This is a genomic window from Nocardiopsis alba DSM 43377 (genome assembly GCF_000341225.1).
In the GTDB taxonomy this organism is placed as follows: domain Bacteria; phylum Actinomycetota; class Actinomycetes; order Streptosporangiales; family Streptosporangiaceae; genus Nocardiopsis; species Nocardiopsis alba.
In genome coordinates this window covers 158,799-176,146 of sequence record NZ_ANAC01000011.1, presented here as the reverse complement: position 1 = coordinate 176,146, position 17,348 = coordinate 158,799, and the positions used below count along the sequence as shown (strand labels likewise).

14 protein-coding genes are annotated in these 17,348 nt (G+C 70.9%); 4 read left to right on the top strand and 10 right to left on the bottom strand.

The window, feature by feature from the left end; translation table 11 throughout:
- Window positions 1-9 precede the first annotated feature (9 nt).
- The 8 genes from D451_RS0110650 to eccD all read right to left on the bottom strand — a co-directional run bounded on the left by D451_RS0110650 (window position 10) and on the right by eccD (window position 7,944).
- Window positions 10-369, bottom strand: a complete 360-nt coding sequence (locus D451_RS0110650) for a hypothetical protein (RefSeq protein ID WP_014910582.1) — start codon at window positions 367-369, stop codon at window positions 10-12.
- 81 nt (window positions 370-450) lie between these two features.
- Window positions 451-756, bottom strand: coding sequence for a YbaB/EbfC family nucleoid-associated protein (locus D451_RS0110645; RefSeq protein WP_274517537.1), 306 nt, complete (start codon window positions 754-756; stop codon window positions 451-453).
- Entirely contained in the window at window positions 677-3,754 is a 3,078-nt protein-coding gene (locus D451_RS28785) for a hypothetical protein (protein WP_026124974.1), read from the bottom strand. The genes D451_RS0110645 and D451_RS28785 overlap by 80 nt, the downstream gene beginning before the upstream one ends.
- A gap of 87 nt (window positions 3,755-3,841) precedes the next feature.
- Window positions 3,842-4,243, bottom strand: a complete 402-nt coding sequence (locus D451_RS0110635; RefSeq protein WP_017534385.1) for a hypothetical protein — start codon at window positions 4,241-4,243, stop codon at window positions 3,842-3,844.
- 106 nt (window positions 4,244-4,349) lie between these two features.
- Complete coding sequence (locus D451_RS0110630) at window positions 4,350-4,646, bottom strand: WXG100 family type VII secretion target (RefSeq protein ID WP_017534384.1); 297 nt, start codon at window positions 4,644-4,646, stop codon at window positions 4,350-4,352.
- Window positions 4,647-4,714: 68 nt separating this feature from the next.
- Window positions 4,715-5,044, bottom strand: coding sequence for a WXG100 family type VII secretion target (locus tag D451_RS0110625; RefSeq protein ID WP_014911019.1), 330 nt, complete (start codon window positions 5,042-5,044; stop codon window positions 4,715-4,717).
- A 25-nt stretch (window positions 5,045-5,069) separates the two neighbouring features.
- The gene (eccB, locus tag D451_RS0110620) at window positions 5,070-6,521 is read right to left on the bottom strand and encodes a type VII secretion protein EccB (RefSeq protein WP_017534383.1); all 1,452 of its coding nucleotides are present in this window, start codon (window positions 6,519-6,521) and stop codon (window positions 5,070-5,072) included.
- Between the two features lie 25 nt (window positions 6,522-6,546).
- Window positions 6,547-7,944, bottom strand: a complete 1,398-nt coding sequence (gene eccD / locus D451_RS0110615) for a type VII secretion integral membrane protein EccD (protein WP_014908538.1) — start codon at window positions 7,942-7,944, stop codon at window positions 6,547-6,549.
- 355 nt (window positions 7,945-8,299) lie between these two features.
- On the opposite strand from eccD, the gene D451_RS0110610 reads away from it, so the two are divergent.
- The 4 genes from D451_RS0110610 to D451_RS0110595 all read left to right on the top strand — a co-directional run bounded on the left by D451_RS0110610 (window position 8,300) and on the right by D451_RS0110595 (window position 15,344).
- A complete protein-coding gene (locus tag D451_RS0110610) occupies window positions 8,300-12,247 on the top strand; it encodes a type VII secretion protein EccC (RefSeq protein WP_026124973.1) in 3,948 nt (1,315 codons plus the stop codon).
- A gap of 69 nt (window positions 12,248-12,316) precedes the next feature.
- On the top strand, window positions 12,317-13,453 hold the full coding sequence (locus tag D451_RS0110605) for a S8 family serine peptidase (protein ID WP_017534381.1): 1,137 nt from the start codon (window positions 12,317-12,319) through the stop codon (window positions 13,451-13,453).
- A gap of 158 nt (window positions 13,454-13,611) precedes the next feature.
- On the top strand, window positions 13,612-14,511 hold the full coding sequence (locus D451_RS0110600) for an ABC transporter ATP-binding protein (RefSeq protein WP_017534380.1): 900 nt from the start codon (window positions 13,612-13,614) through the stop codon (window positions 14,509-14,511).
- On the top strand, window positions 14,508-15,344 hold the full coding sequence (locus D451_RS0110595; protein ID WP_014912945.1) for an ABC-2 transporter family protein: 837 nt from the start codon (window positions 14,508-14,510) through the stop codon (window positions 15,342-15,344). The genes D451_RS0110600 and D451_RS0110595 overlap by 4 nt, the downstream gene beginning before the upstream one ends.
- Before the next feature lie 43 nt (window positions 15,345-15,387).
- Here the strand turns inward: D451_RS0110595 and D451_RS0110590 are convergent, their stop codons facing one another.
- Together D451_RS0110590 and D451_RS0110585 are read right to left on the bottom strand one after the other, a co-directional pair.
- A complete protein-coding gene (locus D451_RS0110590) occupies window positions 15,388-15,993 on the bottom strand; it encodes a response regulator transcription factor (protein WP_014910940.1) in 606 nt (201 codons plus the stop codon).
- Window positions 15,990-17,183: a sensor histidine kinase gene (locus D451_RS0110585; protein ID WP_241463313.1), complete on the bottom strand. Its 1,194-nt coding sequence runs from the start codon at window positions 17,181-17,183 to the stop codon at window positions 15,990-15,992. Before D451_RS0110585 ends, D451_RS0110590 begins: the two co-directional genes overlap by 4 nt.
- Window positions 17,184-17,348: the final 165 nt, after the last annotated feature.

The following is a 17,348-nucleotide window of genomic DNA, read 5'->3' as shown; positions in this document are numbered from 1 at the left end:
CCATCGGGGTCAGGGCCTCCCGCTGCCGCCGGTCAGACGGGTGTTCTGGGTACCGATCAGACGCGTCGCGCTGTCGATGCCGTACTGCTCGGAGCGTCCGAACTGCTTGGCGGTGTCGATCGTGGCCTCGGCGGTCTTCTCGAAGGCCTTGCCGAGCGTCGTCAGGAAGACCCCGAACCCTTCGCGGTTCGGGACGTAGTTCTTCTCGAACGACTCGGCCACGGCGTCGCCCTCGCCCCAGCATTTGCCCAGAGCGTCGACCGAGTCGTTGAACCACCGGTCGATCGCGCGTACTTCGGCCGCGAGTTCGTGGATATCGGCGCCGTCCCTGGCGACCGCCTCCGGGTCGATCGAGATGCGATCCGACATGGCCTCTCCTTCCTCCTATGTCGTCGTGGTGTCATCACGGTGTGGGCGGGCGGAGGGGACGTGTCCCCTCCGCCTCGTCGGTCAGGTGGGCGGGTGCACCCTGCCCAGGCCGAGCTCCTCCAACAGGGCGGTGGGGTCTCCCGCCACCGCCTGTTCACGGGCGGCGGAGTCGCCCGGGATCAGCCCGCCCATGGCGTCGGAGACCTGTCGGGCCACGTCGCGCCGGGCGCGTTCGACGACCTCGACGATGGCCGAGGCCAGTTCGGCGGGCGCCATCATCCGGTACTTGTCGGTGTGGAACCTCAGCTCAGCGATCTCGCCTCTGGCGTTCACCGTCACGCTGAGCATCCGATCCTTGGACACCGCCTCTGCGGTAACCGACTCCAGGTTTGCGCTTGCCTCCGCCAGGCGCTCCTGGGTCTGGCGAAGTTGTTCGAGGGACCTCTCCATCTGCCCCTGTAGGGACATGTCCAACGCCGCTCACTCCCTTGTCTTTTCGGGTTCCGGGCCGTCCCAACGAGGCGGGTCCGCCCCGTGCGGTGGTGCCCCACACCTTCTCGTCCTCGGCGAGCCAGGTGGTACGGGTGCGTTCCTGCCCGCCGGCGCCACCACCGGCGCCGCCCGCTCCGCCCGGAGGCATCATGGGCATACCGGGGGTGCCCGGGGTACCGGGTGCACCGGGGGTGCCGACCGACCCCGGCGAGAGGGAACCGTCCGTTCCCTGACCTCCACCGAAACCGCCCCAGGGGCTGGTTCCGCCGGGTCCGTTCCCCCGACCGCCTCCGTTGCCCTCGGACGAGCCTCCGACGGAGCCCGAGTCCGGACGGGCGGTCATGCCGCCCCCGTCCGAGCCTCCCAGGGAGCCGCTCCCGGGGGGCGGTGTGAGCACGGATCCGCCGCCGCCTCCTCCGATCGAGGAGCCGCCCGAACCGAATCCGGATCCCGAAGAGGAGTTCAGGTCGCCCGATCCGCCGAGGCCGTTGGATCCGGGGGACGGGTAACCGCCGCCTCCACCGCCCGGAGCGTCGAGGACCGGGGGGTCGGGGAGTTCGATACGGTCCCCGCCCAGATCACCGGAGCCTCCCGAGCCGCCGAGGCTCGGGCTGTCGGGAAGCCCCGGACGGTTCGTCCCGCCCGAGCCGCCGAGGCCATCGGAACCGCCCGGGTCGCGGGAGCCGACCGGGGTCTGGGAACCCTCGCCTTCATCGGCGTTCGACCCGCCCGAGGACGGGTCCAGGCCTCCAGGACCCTCCAACCCGGTGGGCACGCGGACCGGAGGAGGCGGGACGGAGCCGAGCCCTTCACCGTCCGTGGAGGAGCCGAGGTCCCCGTAACCGCCCTGAGGCGGTCCTCCGATGGTGGAGGACGAGCCACCACCCTCGATACGAGAGCCGTCCGGACTCAGGACGGTCCCGTCCGGAAGCCGGGTGCTGCCATCCGGGAACAGGGTGCTGCCGTCCGAAAGCCGAGTGCTGCCATCGGGAAGCACGGTCCCGTCCGGAAGCCGGGTGCTGCCGTCGGGGAGCAGGGTGCTGCCGTCCGGAAGCCGGGTGCTGCCATCCGGGAACAGGGTGCTGCCGTCCGAAAGCCGAGTGCTGCCATCGGGAAGCACGGTCCCGTCCGGAAGCCGGGTGCTGCCATCGGGAAGCACGGTGCTGCCGTCGGGAAGCAGGGTGCCGCCACCGGGGAGCGGAGTTCCCTGGTCCCGTCGCCCGGTGCCGGCAGGCCCACCTCCCGTACCGCCACCGGATCCGCCGGGCCCCATGACACGCATACCCGGGGTGAGCGGCGGAGGGACCAGGCCTCCTCCACCCGACCCTCCCCCTCCGTCTCCCGACGAGGAGAGGTCGCCTCCGAGCCCATCGAACGTCCCCCCGGAGCCGGGCCCTCCGAGGCCGTCCCCCGAACCGCCGAGGTCACCCGAACCGCCGAGGTCGCCCGAGCCGCCCGTGATCTCCTGGCCTCCGGAACCACCGGGGATGTCGCTTCCACCGCTCTCGGGGGTCTGGTTCCCCAGATACTCGTCGATGATGTCCTGAGCCGTACGGTCACCACCGGGGCCGTTTCCACCGCCGCCGCCACCGTCGTTACCGCCACCGTCGCCGTTCCCCCCGAGGTCGCCGCTGCCGCCGTCACCGTTGAGGTACTTGTCGAGGAGATCCTGGATCGAGTCTCCGCCACCATCCCCGTCGTTGTCGCCGCCGCCGTTGAGCAGCTCATCCAGGCGCGTCCTCAGGTCGGTCTCGTCATCGCCGCCGCCGTTGAGCAGCTCATCCAGGCGCGTCCTCAGGTCACCGTCCCCGTCGTTGTCGCCGCCACCGCCGAACAACTCGTCGAGGATCGACTTGAGGTCGTTGTCGCCGGACCCGCCCGGCCCGTTGCCACCGGTCGTGTCGTTGGTGACCGGCGGCGGGACGTAGGGCCTGATGGACGAGGAGGAGCTCGAATAGGCACCGGAGACCGTGGTGATGCCGTCCAACACGACCTTGCGCAGGTCGGCCAGGCTGTTCCACCACCGGTCCTTGATCTCCGTCTCGAAGGTCTTCCACGTGGATTCCTGGTCGGTCGGCAGATCACGGATCCTGATGTTGCTGCCGGTACCGCCCACCGTGGTGACGTGGGGACGCTGCTCCTCCCACCAGGTACGGATGAGTCGTCGAGGACTGTGGTTCGGATCGCCGATCCACTTGTTGTACTCATCGATCACCGCGTCGATGTAGGTGGGGCTGACGGCGGCGCGCGCCGAGCTCACGGCGTCGGCCGCCGGGTCGAGCATGTTGCCGAGGCTCCGGAATTCGAGGGCCAGGCTCCTCATGTACTGGCCCAGGGCGGTGGCCCCCGCGCCCTCGAACTTCTCGTTGCCCGGGTCGAGTTCCTTGTACAGCGTCCAGAGTTCGTCGTAGCGGGCGTTGGCGAAGTCCCGGTAGTCTCCCAGGTCGGTCTGGATCCGGGTGAGAACGCTGTTGTTGTAGCTGGTGCTGCCCCTCTTGGAGTCGGCGGCGGCGTTGAGGATCGTGGGGAACCGGTCGATGAACCTCCCCCACACGGTGTCCCCGCGCTCCTTGATCGCGTCGTTGAGGTGGACGCCCGTGTACACGGCGAAACCCCGCTCGAAGCCGCCGAGCAGGTCGGCGTCGGAGGATCTGCTGTCGAAGCCGAACCACTCGTCCGCGTCCTTGGGGTCACCGACGTCCCAGAAGTAGCTGGCGAACCAGTTGGTGTCCTTCACCGCCTGGGCCGTGCCCATGGGAGGGACCGAACCGTCGCCCTCGAGATCGGCGAAGACGTTGATGGCGTGGGCCAGCTCTTCGCTGTCGGTGACGCCTTCTGCCTCGGGGACAGCGGGATCTGTCCCCTCCTTCTCTGGAAAGTCCTCGTCTGCCATGGAAGTTCCTCGGGGCGGAGTGGTGGAGGGATCCGGACGGTGAGCGGAGGACGGTGACGGGCCGCCTCCGCACGGGGCGTCCCGGGTCTACTTGGTGGGGTCCGTGGTGGTGTCCCCGGTGGTGGAGCCGCCGGTGGTGGAGCCGTTGTTCATGATGGTGTTGACCTTCGAGGCGTCCAGCTCGGCGTCGGACTCCAGCTTCTCGAAGAAGAGATCACTGTCCTGGATTCCGCTGTGCATCACGAGCAGGCGTTCCTCGAGCCTCGTGATCTCGGCGTGGAACTTCGTCAGGACACCGCTCACCTCGGCGGCGAGCACGGCGGCCGAGCCCATCAGGTCGCCGTTCCCGAAGGGGACGTTGATGGACTCCTTTCCGTAGTGTTCGGCGGAATCGCTCTTCTTCTCCGACACCGCCTGCTGCATCGGTCCGATGCGCTGCGAACCCAGGTTCTGGAGGTAGCCCTTGGTGACCCTGGTCTTCTCTGACACGTCCTGCCCCGTCCTCTCTCGTCCTGTCCGTCGTCGGACCTTCCACCGACCCGTCCCCGGCCGCGGCGCGGCCCGAGCGGACCCTCACCGCGGCCGAGGGAGACGGTCAGCGGCGGGAGTTCCAGTTACCGGCTTCCTGGAGGTCGCCCCGGCGGTAGCGTTCGGTGATGTCGCCCAGGGAGACCTGCGCGTGGCCGAGCAGCGCGCGCATGTCGGCGACGTTGCGGCGCCAGGCCAGCAGGCGCTGGTCGTACTGGTCGGCGGCCTCACCGACCCAGTCGGACTTGACCGCCTGGACCTTGGCGTCCAACTCGTTGATGGCCTGCTCGATGATGTCGGTCTGCTTGCGCAGGTCGATGCCGGCGTCGTCGGCACCGCTGTACTTGATCTCGAATCCGTCCATGGGTATGGCTCCGGTTTCTCTCGATGGTGCGCCCCGGTCGTGGGACGTTCGGGTCGGGTCGGATCGGGTCAGCGGGAGACGTCGGACTGGTTCGGGTTGAGCTGGCTGATCCAGTTGGCGGTCACCATGTTCTCGTCCTCCATGGCGTGGAAGTTGCGCTCGGTGCCGCCGAGGATGCCGATCATGTCGTTCATGTCGTTGGTGATCAGGCGCAGCTCTTCGAGCCACTTGACCAGCGCCGTGTCGTACTGACTGGCGGCGCCGCCCTGCCAGTTGCCGCCGAGCAGGTCCCGGACTCCGTCCACGCTGGTGTAGACGCCGTTGCAGGTGGTGTGGGCCGTCTCCATGGCGTCGCGGCCGGTCCGCATCGCCTGGTCGGTACTGCGCATCATCGACATGGGAGTCTCCTGATTCTGTTGGGGGTCACTGGGAAAGGCACCGGGGCTCCCCCGGTTTCGCGAGGGCACCGGCGGGTTCGGCGGCGTCCTGCGGGGTCAGATCGGGCCCGGTCGGGAGAAGGTCCAGTAGGGCGGTGGAGACCGCGGGAGCCTCACCGGGGGTGTAGCCCAGCATCCCGGCGGCGTCGGCGTCGGGCACCGGGTACTTGCTCCCGGTGTCGGTGATCAGGAAGTACGAGCCGCGCAGCGCCGACCCTCCCGCCGGGGTCGCCCTGACCAGACCGCCCTCCCCGGACGGGATGTCGATGAGGTCGGGGGCGGTGCAGGCGGCGGTGCTGCCCACCGTGGGCCGTGCGGCCCGGCCACCGATATCGGCCGGAGAGGTGAGCGCGAGCGCGAGCGCGCCGTCCCCCTGGTCGATGACGCACAGTGCCGCGCCCTGGGGGTCGGTCAGCGGGGGCGGTGTGGCGGGCAGGCCATCGCCGGTGATCGCGTCCTCGCCGGACAGGTGTGGGCGCAGCTCGTTGACGGTGAGCTCGATCGGTTCGGCTTCGCCGCCCCCGTAGGCCTCCTCCGCCGTGAGCGGGTGTCCCAGCAGCAGGCGGGCGTGGGTCGGATCGGTGGGGGTGAGGCCGTCCCCGGTGAGGACGTAGAACTGCTCGGAGCCGCTCTCGTTGGCCGGGACGGTGAAGACCTGTCCGATACGGGTGTCGGCGCCGCCCACACGCGGGCCGTCCTCGCCTCGTCCCTCGACGTCGAGCGCGGTGAGCCCGGGGCCGGCGGGCACGCCGTCCAGGACGGCCGCCGCGACGGGGTGGGGCACGACGGTGCCGTATCCCAGGGATTCCAGGGCGCCGTTCTCCTCGTCGACGGCCAGTCGGGCGCCCTGCCACAGCAGGTGGATCCCACCGCCGGGTCCTCGGACCAGGACACCGTCGTCCTCCCCGACGGGGGAACCGAACGGCGACCGGCCCAGGGTGAGCGAGGTCAGGGTCTCGACCCCTTCTCCGGTGTCGACGGTGGTCGCGCACACCTGCCAGACCATGGATCCCTCGGCGTCCGTGGCGGGAAGCCCGTCGGGCGCGCCGGGGATGCCCAGCGGGGATCCCACCGGGGTGCCTTCCAGGGAGTCGGCGTCGACCCGGACCGGGGTGGGGTTGGACGCCAGCAGCAGGGCCGAGGCCTGGTTGGTCACCGGCCAGAGGACGCCGTCCGAGAAGACGTACCGGCCCGCCCCGTCCTTGACGACGACGAGGGTCCCCTCGTTGCGCCACGAGGTGGCGCCGCCGGGGAAGATCAGGCCGAAGACGAGGAAGCCCACGCACAGCAGCACCGCGAGGATGAGCCCGATGAGGGTGCCGTTGCGGGTACGCCGTAGGGGCGCCTCGACGGCGTTCGGGTCCGCGGCGGCCATGGCCGTGGAGAGCCGGCGCACCATGAACGAGTGCGCCTGTACCTGATCGCGACGGGTCTGCATCAGACCACCCGCCTTCCGGTACGCGTCATCCGCCGATCCCCCTCAGCAACGCCAGCAGCCCCAGGTTCGCGGGCACCAGGCACACCAGCACTATCGCGGCGAGGCTCTGGAAGAGTTCCCCGGCCCGTCCCCAGTGCGGGATGGGACGGTTCCCCGGCACGGACCAGGCGGCGAGGAGCAGTCCGAGCGCCGCGACCAAGAGCAGACCGAACAGGACCATGCGGGCCGTGTCGCCGCCGACGAGTCCGCCACCGACCGCCATCGCCACCAGCCCGTACGCGCCGGCGCCCAACAGGCACACCCGGTGCCACAGGCCGCTGAGACCGCGCGCCTGGAGCAGCAGGATCAGCGCGACGCAGACGCCCGCCGTGGAGGCCAGGCCTCCGGGGTGGGCGGCCAGCACGGTCATCGAGGCGGCGCACACCGCTCCGACGACGGCCAGAAGGCCACCGAGGTAGTGGTCCGCGCGCTGGGCGCGGGCGCGCACGTCGCGGGCCGGGTGGGGGTCGATGTACTCGCCCAACTGGTCGACACCGTCGGGCAGCGGGGGCAGACGCATCCCCGACAACCGGAAGGCCAGGGCCGGCGCGAACGAGCAGAGCAGCAGGACCAGCGCGGCGGCGGAGACGGCCACGCCCTGCGGCGGGGCGTTGTCCCAGAACATGAGCAGGGCGCCGGCGGCCGCGGTGAACAGGGCCGTGCCGATGATGGCCGTGAAGAAGGGCAGGCAGGCGGCCACGGCGGCGATCGCGAGGACCGCCGCGCCGGTCGCCGTCGACGCCCCCGAGAGCATCCGCGCCCCGATGAGGGCGTTGCCGGGGTCTCCGCCGGGCAGCGTGGCCCCGGCGAAGGCCATGAACAGCACGGCGGAGCCACCGGTGACGGCTCCGGCGACGGGCGCGTCGAAGGCCCGGGCCGCGGCTCCGGCCGCGAGCAGGAGAAGCAGCCCCGTGGCCGCGGCGGTGGAGCCCGCGAGCCAGGTGGGGCCGAGCAGTGTCAGCAGGGCGAGGGCCCCGAGGAAGCCCACGGCGGCGGCGCCGGTCAATACCCGCCTGGAGACGACCGGGCCCCACCCGTCCGAACGCTCGGACAGCGTGTCGGCCACGCCGTCGACGAGGTCGTCGAAGTGGATCTCCGGCATCTGGTCGGCGCGCTCGCGCAGGTAGAGCGTCTCGCCATCGGTCAGGCCGAGCGTCTCGACCGTCTCGGACTCGTCCAAGGGCGGCGACCCCAGTCGCTGGAGCACCCAGCCGCCGTGTTCGAGTCCGCTCTCGTCGAGGTCCTCGGTCTCACCCTCCGCGTAGAGCAGGAACGTGGGCAGTAGCTCGGCCAACGGCAGGTCGCAGGGGACCGCGATCTCGAAGGAGGCGTTGGGAGCTCGTACGACCAGACGGCACAGATCGGCGGCGACGACGTCCGACATCGGTCCTCCTCGCTGGACGACGGTGACTGGGTCGGTTTACGGGCATGGATAAACACACCCGTGGAGGGGACTCGACCGGGAGCACCATTCCTTTGCGGAACGGCTTGGGAGGGCGCTCCCGTTCGTGAAACGCTGGGCTAGACTAGCACCACTTCCGGAATTCCGGACATGATGTTTCGGAAACTCCACCATCGGGATACCGGCGCTCATTTGAGCATCCGACACCCACCCTCCGGTAACCGAATCCGACTCTAGGGTTCGACCATTCACCCCCGCCGCAATTACACCGGGTCGGTCCGCCCGACACCCCCGCAGCGGACCCCGGCCGTCCTGGGGCAAGAGAAGGGATACGCCGATCAGCACCATCCTCGTCCGCAGGCCGGCCCGTCGCCCGGGCCCCGAACCGCCCGAGGGCGAGCTCTCGCTCCAGGAGCCGCCGGTCCTCCCCGAGCAGGAGAACAGCATCTCGGGGGTCTTCATGTACCTCCCGATGGCGCTGAGCTCCCTCGCCATGGTGATGATGTTCCTCCGACCGTCCGGGGCGGGCGCCCTGGGCACGGCGATGCCCTTCATCGCCGGTGGAATGATGCTCGTCGGGGCGGTGGCGATGGTCGGCGGCCAGATCCTGCGCGTACGGATCGAGCGCAGCCGCCGGATCTCGGGGGATCGCCGGGACTACCTGCGCTACCTCGGCCAGATGCGCCACCGCGTTCGGGACGTCGTGGTCGCCCAACGTGAGGCACGGGCGTGGAACGGCCCCGACCCGGACGCCCTGTGGTCGCTGGTGCGCACCAGCAGACTCTGGGAGCGCCGCGGGGCTCACGACGACTTCGCGGAGATCCGCATCGCCGTGGGCGAGCAGCCCCTCCAGACGCGCATCGCCCCGCTGTCGACCAAGCCGGTGGAGGATCTGGAGCCGCTCTGCGCGCACGCGCTGCGCCGGTTCATCAACGCCTACGGCACCGTCGCGGACTTGCCGGTATCCCTTTACCTCAGGGGGTTCGCACATCTCGGACTGTCCGGGGAAAGCGAATCCATCCGATCAATGGTGCGCGCGCTCGTGGGTCAGGTCACAGTTTTTCACGCGCCGGATGAATTGCGCGTGGTGGCTTGTGTGAACGACGAGCGAATGGCGGACTGGGAATGGATGAAATGGCTCCCGCATTGCATGCACCCGACGGAACGGGATGGAGCCGGTCCCGTCCGTCTGATCGCCTCCGACGCCATTGAGCTGGAAAGACTCGTCGGTCCGGAGCTGGCGGACCGTCCGCCCTTCGACCCTCAGGCGGTACCCGGGCGTGACGAGCCGTTCACGGTCATCATCGTCGACGGCGGAACCGTGCCGCAAGGGTCGAGATTGCTCAGCGGAGGCTTTCGCAACGCGATCGTGATCGAAGTGGGAACCGAGCGCATGTGGGATGGAGCACCCCATACCCTCTCACTCCGGGTCGAAAAGGACTCCATGGAGATGTGCGAGTTGGACCGCTCCGGACGCGAATCCTTCTCACATTTGGGTCGCCCCGACACCCTGGACCTGCACCGGGCACGCGCCCTGGCCCGGATGATGGCGCCCTATCGGGTGAGCGTCTCCGCCGACGTGGTGGAACCACTGACCACGGACTTCGATCTCACCACCCTGCTGGGCATCCCGAACCTGCACACCTGGGACGCCGCCCGCGAGTGGGAGCGCGAACGTCCGGAGAGCCGGCTGCGGGTGCCCATCGGCATCGCGGCCTCGGGCGCCCCCTTGGAGTTGGACCTCAAGGAGTCGGCACTGGGCGGCATGGGCCCGCACGGAATGCTGATCGGCGCCACCGGTTCGGGCAAGAGCGAACTGCTGCGCACGCTCGTGCTGTCCCTGGCGCTCACCCACTCCTCGGAGCGGCTCAACTTCGTCCTGGTGGACTTCAAGGGCGGCGCCACGTTCATCGGTCTGGACGGGCTGTCCCACACCTCGGCGCTGATCACCAACCTGGCCGACGAGACCTCCCTCGTGGAGCGTATGCAGGACGCCCTGCACGGTGAGCTCGTCCGCCGTCAGGAGCTACTGCGTTCGGCGGGCAACTTCAGCTCGGTGCACGAGTACGAGAAGGGCCGCAGGAGCGACCCGACCATGGAGCCCATGCCCACGCTCTTCGTGATCGTGGACGAGTTCAGCGAGCTGCTCGCCGCCCACCGGGACTTCATGGAGCTGTTCGTCATGATCGGCCGCCTCGGCCGAAGCCTGGGCGTGCACCTGCTGTTGGCCTCCCAGCGGTTGGACGAGGGGCGCATGCACCAGTTGGAGAGCCACCTCTCCTACCGGATCGCGCTGCGCACCTTCTCGGCGATGGAGAGCCGGGGCGTGCTCGGCGTGGCCGACGCCCACCAGCTCCCGCCGGCGCCCGGTTCGGGCTACCTCAAGTCCGACACCGAGGAGCTGACCCGGTTCAAGGCCGCCTACGTGTCGGGCCCCTACCGCGCCAAGCGCCGCGCGGCCCGATCGTCGACCGCCGCCCGTGAGATCACCCCGTTCCTGCCCGGTTACGTGGCCGGTCCGCCCGCCGTCGTGGCGGAACCCGAGCCGGAACCGGCGGAGGAGACGGACACGACCCTCCTGGAGACGGCGTTGGAGGCGGTGCGCGACGTCGGTCCGCCCGCCCGTCAGGTGTGGCTGCCGCCCCTGGGCCAGGCCCCCACCGTGGCGGAGATGCTGCGTTCCGAAGGGGCGACCTCACTGCCCGCCTGGGGCGCGGAGCCGGTACTGACCGTGCCGGTGGGCCTGGTCGACCGCCCCTTCGAGCAGCTGCGCACCCCGCTCACCGCCGACCTGCGCGGCGCGGGAGGGCACACCGCCGTCATCGGCGGACCGCAGAGCGGCAAGAGCACCCTCCTGGTCTCGCTGATCACCGCGTTGGCGCTCACCAACACGCCGGAACAGGTGCAGTTCTACATCCTGGACTTCGGTGGCGGCACTCTGCGCGGGGTCGCCGACCTGCCGCACGTGGGCGGGATCTGCGGCCGTATGGACGTCGAGAGGGTCACCCGTACCGTCGCGGAGATGACCGCGCTACTGGGTCGCCGCGAACAGTTCTTCGCCGATCACGGCATCGACTCGATCGGCGCCTACCGACGTCGAAGGGCGGCCGGGGAGTTCTCCGACCAGCCCTACGGCGACGTGTTCCTGGTCATCGACGGCTGGGCCACGGTGCGCTCGGACATGATCGACCTCATCGCCGACATCACCCAGATCGCCCAGCGCGGCCTCAACTACGGCATCCATCTGATCGTGGCCTCGCCCCGTTGGGCCGACGTGCAGTCCAGCCTGCGCGACCTGCTGGTCACCCGGTTCGAGCTCCGTCTGGGCGACGCGGTGGACTCGGCGATCAACATGCGCCAGGCCGAGAAGGTCCCCCGGATCCCCGGACGCGGTCTGACCGCCGAGTTCAAGCACTTCCTGTCCGCCCTCCCGCACATGGAGGAGGGGCCGGAGGCGTCGGTGACCGATGTCGTGGAGACGATCAAGGAACGGTGGGACGGGCCGTCCGCGCCCCAGGTGCGGCTGCTGCCCCTGTCCCTTCCGGCGTCGGAGCTGCCCTCCCCCGAGGCCGGCCCGAAGATCGCGCTGGGCCTGGAGGAGCGGCGTCTGGAACCGCTGTGGCACGACTTCTCCGTCCTGCCGCACCTGCTCGTGGTCGGGGACAACGAGAGCGGCAAGACCAACATCCTGCGGCTCGTCACCCGCACCATCCGGGAGCGGTACAGCGCCACCGAGGCGCGCGTGGTCGTGGTGGACCCCCGTCGCGGCCTGTTCAACGCGATCCCCGAGGAACAGCGCCTCGGTTACGCGGTGACCGGTGAGAGCGCCCGCGAGATGATGCAGGCCGCGGCCCAGGCGCTCAAGCCGAGGTTGCCCGGACCGGAGGTCACCCCCGAGCAGCTGCGCGAACGCTCCTGGTGGACCGGTCCGGAACTGTTCGTGGTCATCGACGACTACGACCTGTTGAGCTCCGGCGGTGGCGGCCCGCTGACGCCGCTCATGGAGATGCTGCCCCACGGTGCCGACATCGGCTTCCACCTGATCCTGGCGCGCGGCGCCGGTGGTTTCAGCCGCGCCATGGGCGAGCCGGTGCTGCGGATGCTCATCGACGCGAACACGCCCAGCATGGTGCTGTCCTGCCCGCCCTCCGAGGGTGTGCTCTTCGGGTCGCTGCGCCCGCAGCGTCTGCCTCCGGGCCGCGCGCTGCGCTTCGACCGCCGCGATCCGGTGAAGGTGCAGCTGGCGCTGGACCCGGAGACGGAGGAGGCGGCCGCCCGCGACTGACGGACGCGGGCCCGGTGAAGAGGAGACGACCGCTCGAGCGGTCGACGCTGGAGAGGAAGGGAAGGCCCCGTGTCGAACGGAGCGGAACGCGAGCGGCTTCGGTTCGGGGCCGGGATGGGTCTGACGGCCGCGCTGTTCCTGGTGGCGTCCGCACCCGCGGCGGCGGACGAGGTCCCGCCCGCGCTGTCGCAGGTGACACCCGAGCTGCCGGGGGACGCGTGCGCGCCTTCCTCGGAGGAGACGGTGGATCAGGAGCTGTGGACCGAGAACGCCCTGGGGCTGTCCCGAGCCCGTTCCGTCTCCTCCGGGGCCGGTGTCACCGTGGCCGTCGTCGGTTCGGGGGTGGACGATTCCTCGGCCGCGCTCGACGGGGCGGTGGAGGGGGCCGGTGAGGACTGCGTCGGGTTCGGGACCTTCCTCGCCGGGGTCGTCGCCGCCCGGCCTCTCCCGGACAGCGGTCTCGTGGGCGTGGCCCCGGAGGCCCGTGTACTGGCGGTGCCCATCACCGGCGCCCGGGGCGGTGCCGACGCCGACGCGGTCGCCGAGGGCATCACCGACGCCGTGGACGGCGGGGCGGACATCGTCCTCGTGGGCGTCGCCGTCCCCGTCGGGAGCTCCGCGCTCGAGGCCGCGGTGGACACCGCCGTCGAGGAGGACGTGCTGATCGTGGCCCCCTCCACCGCGCTCGTCCAACGCGAGGCCTACGCGGCGGTCCCCGCCGCACGCGGCGAGGTCCTGGGGGTGGCCGGTACCGACACGGACGGCTCTCTCCTGGTCGGCGGGGCCTCGGCGCCCGACCTCACCGCCCCCGGACAGTCGGTGCTGAGCCTGGCCCCCGGCGGTGACGGACACGCCGTGAGCGAGGGGGACACGGTCGCGGCGGCGTTCGTGGCCGGTGTGGCGGCGCTGGTGCGCTCGCACGACCCCGAACTGAGCGCGCCGCAGACGGCCGAGCGGCTGGTGCTGTCGGCGTACCCGGGTCCCGGGGCCGGTTTCGTCGACCCCGTGGGCGCTCTGACCAGGTTCCTGGGCCCCCGGTCGGGGGACGGCGTCGAGGAGGAACGGTTCGCGCTGGACCTGCCCATGGAGCCCACGAAGGGTCGTGTCATGGCCGTGGTCGGGGCGACCGCCCTGCTGGTGACGGTCTGCGCGGTCGGTGCCGCCGCGGTCCGCCGTCGCAAGGCCAAGGCGGCCGCCGCCCTCTGAGCCCCACGGTCTCCTCCGTCGACAAGGGCCCCGAGCACGTCTCAGGGGCCCTTCCCTCTCTCCCACCCCTGACATTCGTCACGGCGGTTTCATGACTCCTGATCCGGGTCCTCGAGCCGTGTCCGGTCCATCGTGGAGACATGACGACCACTACTCCGGTGATCGAGGTCCGTGCGCTCACCAAACGCTACGGAGAGGTACTCGCCGTCGACGATCTCTCGTTCACGGTGGAGAGCGGCCGTATCACGGGTTTCCTCGGCCCCAACGGCGCGGGGAAGTCGACGACCATGCGCATGCTGCTCGGTCTGCACGCCCCCACCTCGGGTGACGCATTCATTATGGGAAAGCGTTACCGGGAGCTCCGTGACCCGATGCGCGTCGTCGGCGCCCTGCTCGATCCCAAGTCCGCCCATCCCGGCCGTACCGGGCGCGATCATCTGCGCTGGCTCTGTAGGGGTGGGCGCATCCCACTGAAGCGCGCCGACGAGCTGCTCGGCCGGGTGGGGTTGGAGCACGCGGCCGACCGCAGGGTCGGCGGCTATTCGCTGGGCATGTGCCAGAGGCTGGGCATCGCCGCGATGCTCTTGGGCGACCCGGGCGCGCTCCTGTTGGACGAACCGCTCAACGGCCTGGACCCCCAGGGCATCGTGTGGCTGCGCGACCTGCTGCGCGGACTGGCCGACGAGGGGCGGACCGTGTTCCTGTCCAGCCACCTGATGAACGAGATGGAGGCCACGGCCGACCACGTCCTCGTCGTCCGTTCCGGACGACTGGTCGCCGACGTCTCCGCGGCCGAACTGTCGCACCGTGCCGGCGGAGAGAGCGTTCGTGTGAGCAGCCCCGACGCCCGCGACCTGGAGATGCTCCTGCCCGCGTCGGCGACGGTCACCTGGAAGGAAGCGGACACGTTCACGGTGACCGGCGTGCCCGCCGCGGCCATCGGAGACCTGGCCGCCGCGCGGGGTATCGCCCTGCACGAGCTGGCCACCGATCGTATGCGGCTGGAGGACGCGTTCATGGAACTGACCGCTCGGCCCGAGAAGGAGGGACGGCGATGAGCACGGACGCGCAGGCCGAACAGGGTCGGGGCGGCTCCGTCCCGGCCGACACGGGCGCCGGTAGGAGCGCGGGTTTCATCACGGCGTTGGCCGCCGAGTGGACCAAGCTGACCACGCTCCGTTCGATGCGTCGGGCCCCCGTGGCGTGCGCGGTGACGGGCGGGCTCGTGGCCGCCCTGTTCCTGCTGACCCTCGAGGCGACCGTGGGCACCCCGCTCTCCCAGCAGAGCGCGACCGAGGTGGCGAGCACCAGCGCGCTGGGGGCGGACGCCGCCGCGCTGCTGATCATCGTCCTCACCGCGGCCTTCGCCACCTCCGAGCACGGCACCGGGCTGATCGCCTACACGTTGACCGTCACCCCGGGGCGTGGACGGCGGTTGGCCGCCGCCGCGACGGCCGTCGGTGTGTGGGGCCTGCTGTGCGGTGTCCTGGCCGCTCTGACCGCCTACGCGGTCGGACAGGCCGTGGCCCTGGGGGCGGGCGCGCCCGTGGTCGGCCCGACCGACCCCGCGACCGCGAGAATGCTGGCGGGGGCCGCTCTGATGTCCCCGTTCTACGCCGTCGTGGCCCTGGCCGCCGCCGAGGCGACCCGTTCCCTGCCGGGTGGTGTCGCCGGAGCGCTGGCCGTGCTCGTGGCCCCCACCCTGATGTCCTGGGTTCCGAGCGGGGCCCTCGATCCGCTCCTCCCCTTCACCCCCGCCGAGGCCCTGCACGCGGTGGGCGGTGTGGGCGGCCCCGACGCCCTGGGGCCGTTCGCGGGGTCGGCGGTCCTGGGTGTCTGGCTCGTGGTGATCCTGTTCGCCACCCGGTTCGCCGCGAACCGCGACGTCTGATCGGGTCGGCGCCGACCTTCCCGGCGCCGACCCGATCACCCGCTCACAACCAGCCGCGTTCGTCGGCCACCATCGCCGCCTCGGAGCGGCTCCGGGTCCCGGTCTTGCCGATGGCCGAGGACAGGTGGTTGCGAACGGTGCCCTCGCTCAGGCACAACCGGGCGGCCGTCTCCGAGACGACCCGACCGGCCAGGACCTCCCGGAGCACCTCCCGCTCTCGCGGGGTCAGCGGGTTGACGCCGTACGCCAACGACTCGGTGGCCAGCACCGGGTCGACCACCCTGAACCCGGCGCCGACCCTGCGCACCGCCTCGACCAGCTCCTCCGGGGGCGCGTCCTTGACCACGTAGCCGAGAGCGCCCGCCGCCATCGCGCGTGCCAGATAGCCCGGCCGGCCGAACGTGGTGCAGATCAGGACGCGACACTCGGGTACGCGGCTCCTGATCTCGGCGGCGGCCTCCAACCCGTCCTTGCCCGGCATCTGGATGTCGAGCAGCGCCACGTCGGGCCGGGTCCGGCGGGCCTCGGCCACGGCCTCGTCGCCGGTCCCGGCCTGGGCGACGACGGTGATGTCGGATTCGAGTTCGAGCATGGAGGCGAGCGCGCCGCGCACCAACGCCTGGTCGTCCGCGAGAAGAAGCCTGATCACCGTGTGTCCTCGTCCTTCGCTCCGTCGTCGTGGGCCGCCGGGAGTTCGGCCCTCAGGAGGAAGCCGCCGTCGGGTCCGCGTCCGACGCTCAGCGTCCCGCCCTTCTCGGCCATCCGTTCCTCCAGTCCGCGCAGACCGTTGCCCTTGCGGATCGGCCCCCGGCCGGGGCCGTCGTCCTTCACGACCACCCAGTCCCGGCCCAGGCGCACTTCGAGTTCCCGGGCGCCGGAGTGGCGCACCGCGTTGGTGATCCCCTCCCGCACCACGTATCCGAAGAGCTCCCGCGCCTCGGGGTGGACGTCGTCCACGGCCTGGGGAAGCCGGCCCTCGATCCCGGCCGAACGCAGTACCGTGCCGGCCGCGGCCAGCTCGCCGGCCAGGGTCGTCACGCGGTAGCCCGACACCGTTCCGCGAACGTCCGCGAGCGCCTGCCGGGCGATCAGCTCCACCTCGCGCGCCTCCGCCGCCTCGGCCTCCCTACCGGATTTCTCCAAAATCCTGCGCAGGAGCCCCGTCTTGACCGTGATGGTGGTGAGGCTGTGGCCGAGGATGTCGTGCAGGTCCCGGGCGAACCGCTCGCGCTCCTCGACGACGGCGAAGGCGGCGATCCGGTCGCGGGCCCGGCGCAGCTCGGCGTTGGCCTCGACCAGCCGGATGAAGAGGATCATCGCGACCCCGACCGAGGAGAGCAGCAGCAGCTCGGACAGGGTCTCGCCGATGACGCCGGTCGTGAACGCGGCGACGGCGAGCGCGGCCACCACCACGACGACCACGCTCCCCGCGAACGCGGTCCGGGTGAACGCGATGATCACGCAGAGCGCGAAGACCAGGACCCAGGCGTTCTGGAGCCCCATGAAGAGGACGAGGGCCGCTCCGAGGGCCAGGAGCGTCACGCACATCGACATGCGCGCGATCCACGACCTGGTCTCTCCCAGGGCCACGAAGAGGAGGGAGAAGGCGACGTAGGCGATCCCGATCCCCTGCGCCCAGGCCCGCCGGTCCGGGGCCAGGTCACCGATCACGACGAACGCGTAGGGGAGCATGAGCAGGCCGAACACCAGGCTCAGCCCCGCCGACGCCCAGAGCACACGGCCGCCGCGCAGGTAGGACGGCGGCTCGAAGAGGCGCCGGACGGACCGTACGGCCCGTCGCCCGCCGGCCACGTGGTCCCTCGTTCCGGAACTTGTCATGGGAGGGGTCGTTCAGGTTCGGGCCGGGTCATGGCGGGGACGCCGGACGACGGCCGGGGAGAGTACGACGGCCCATGCTACAAGCACCCCCACCACGAGGATCGTGTCGACGCTCGATGGACCGGCGAGGTCCTTCTCCGCCGCGTTCGGAGGCGGCCCCGGCTC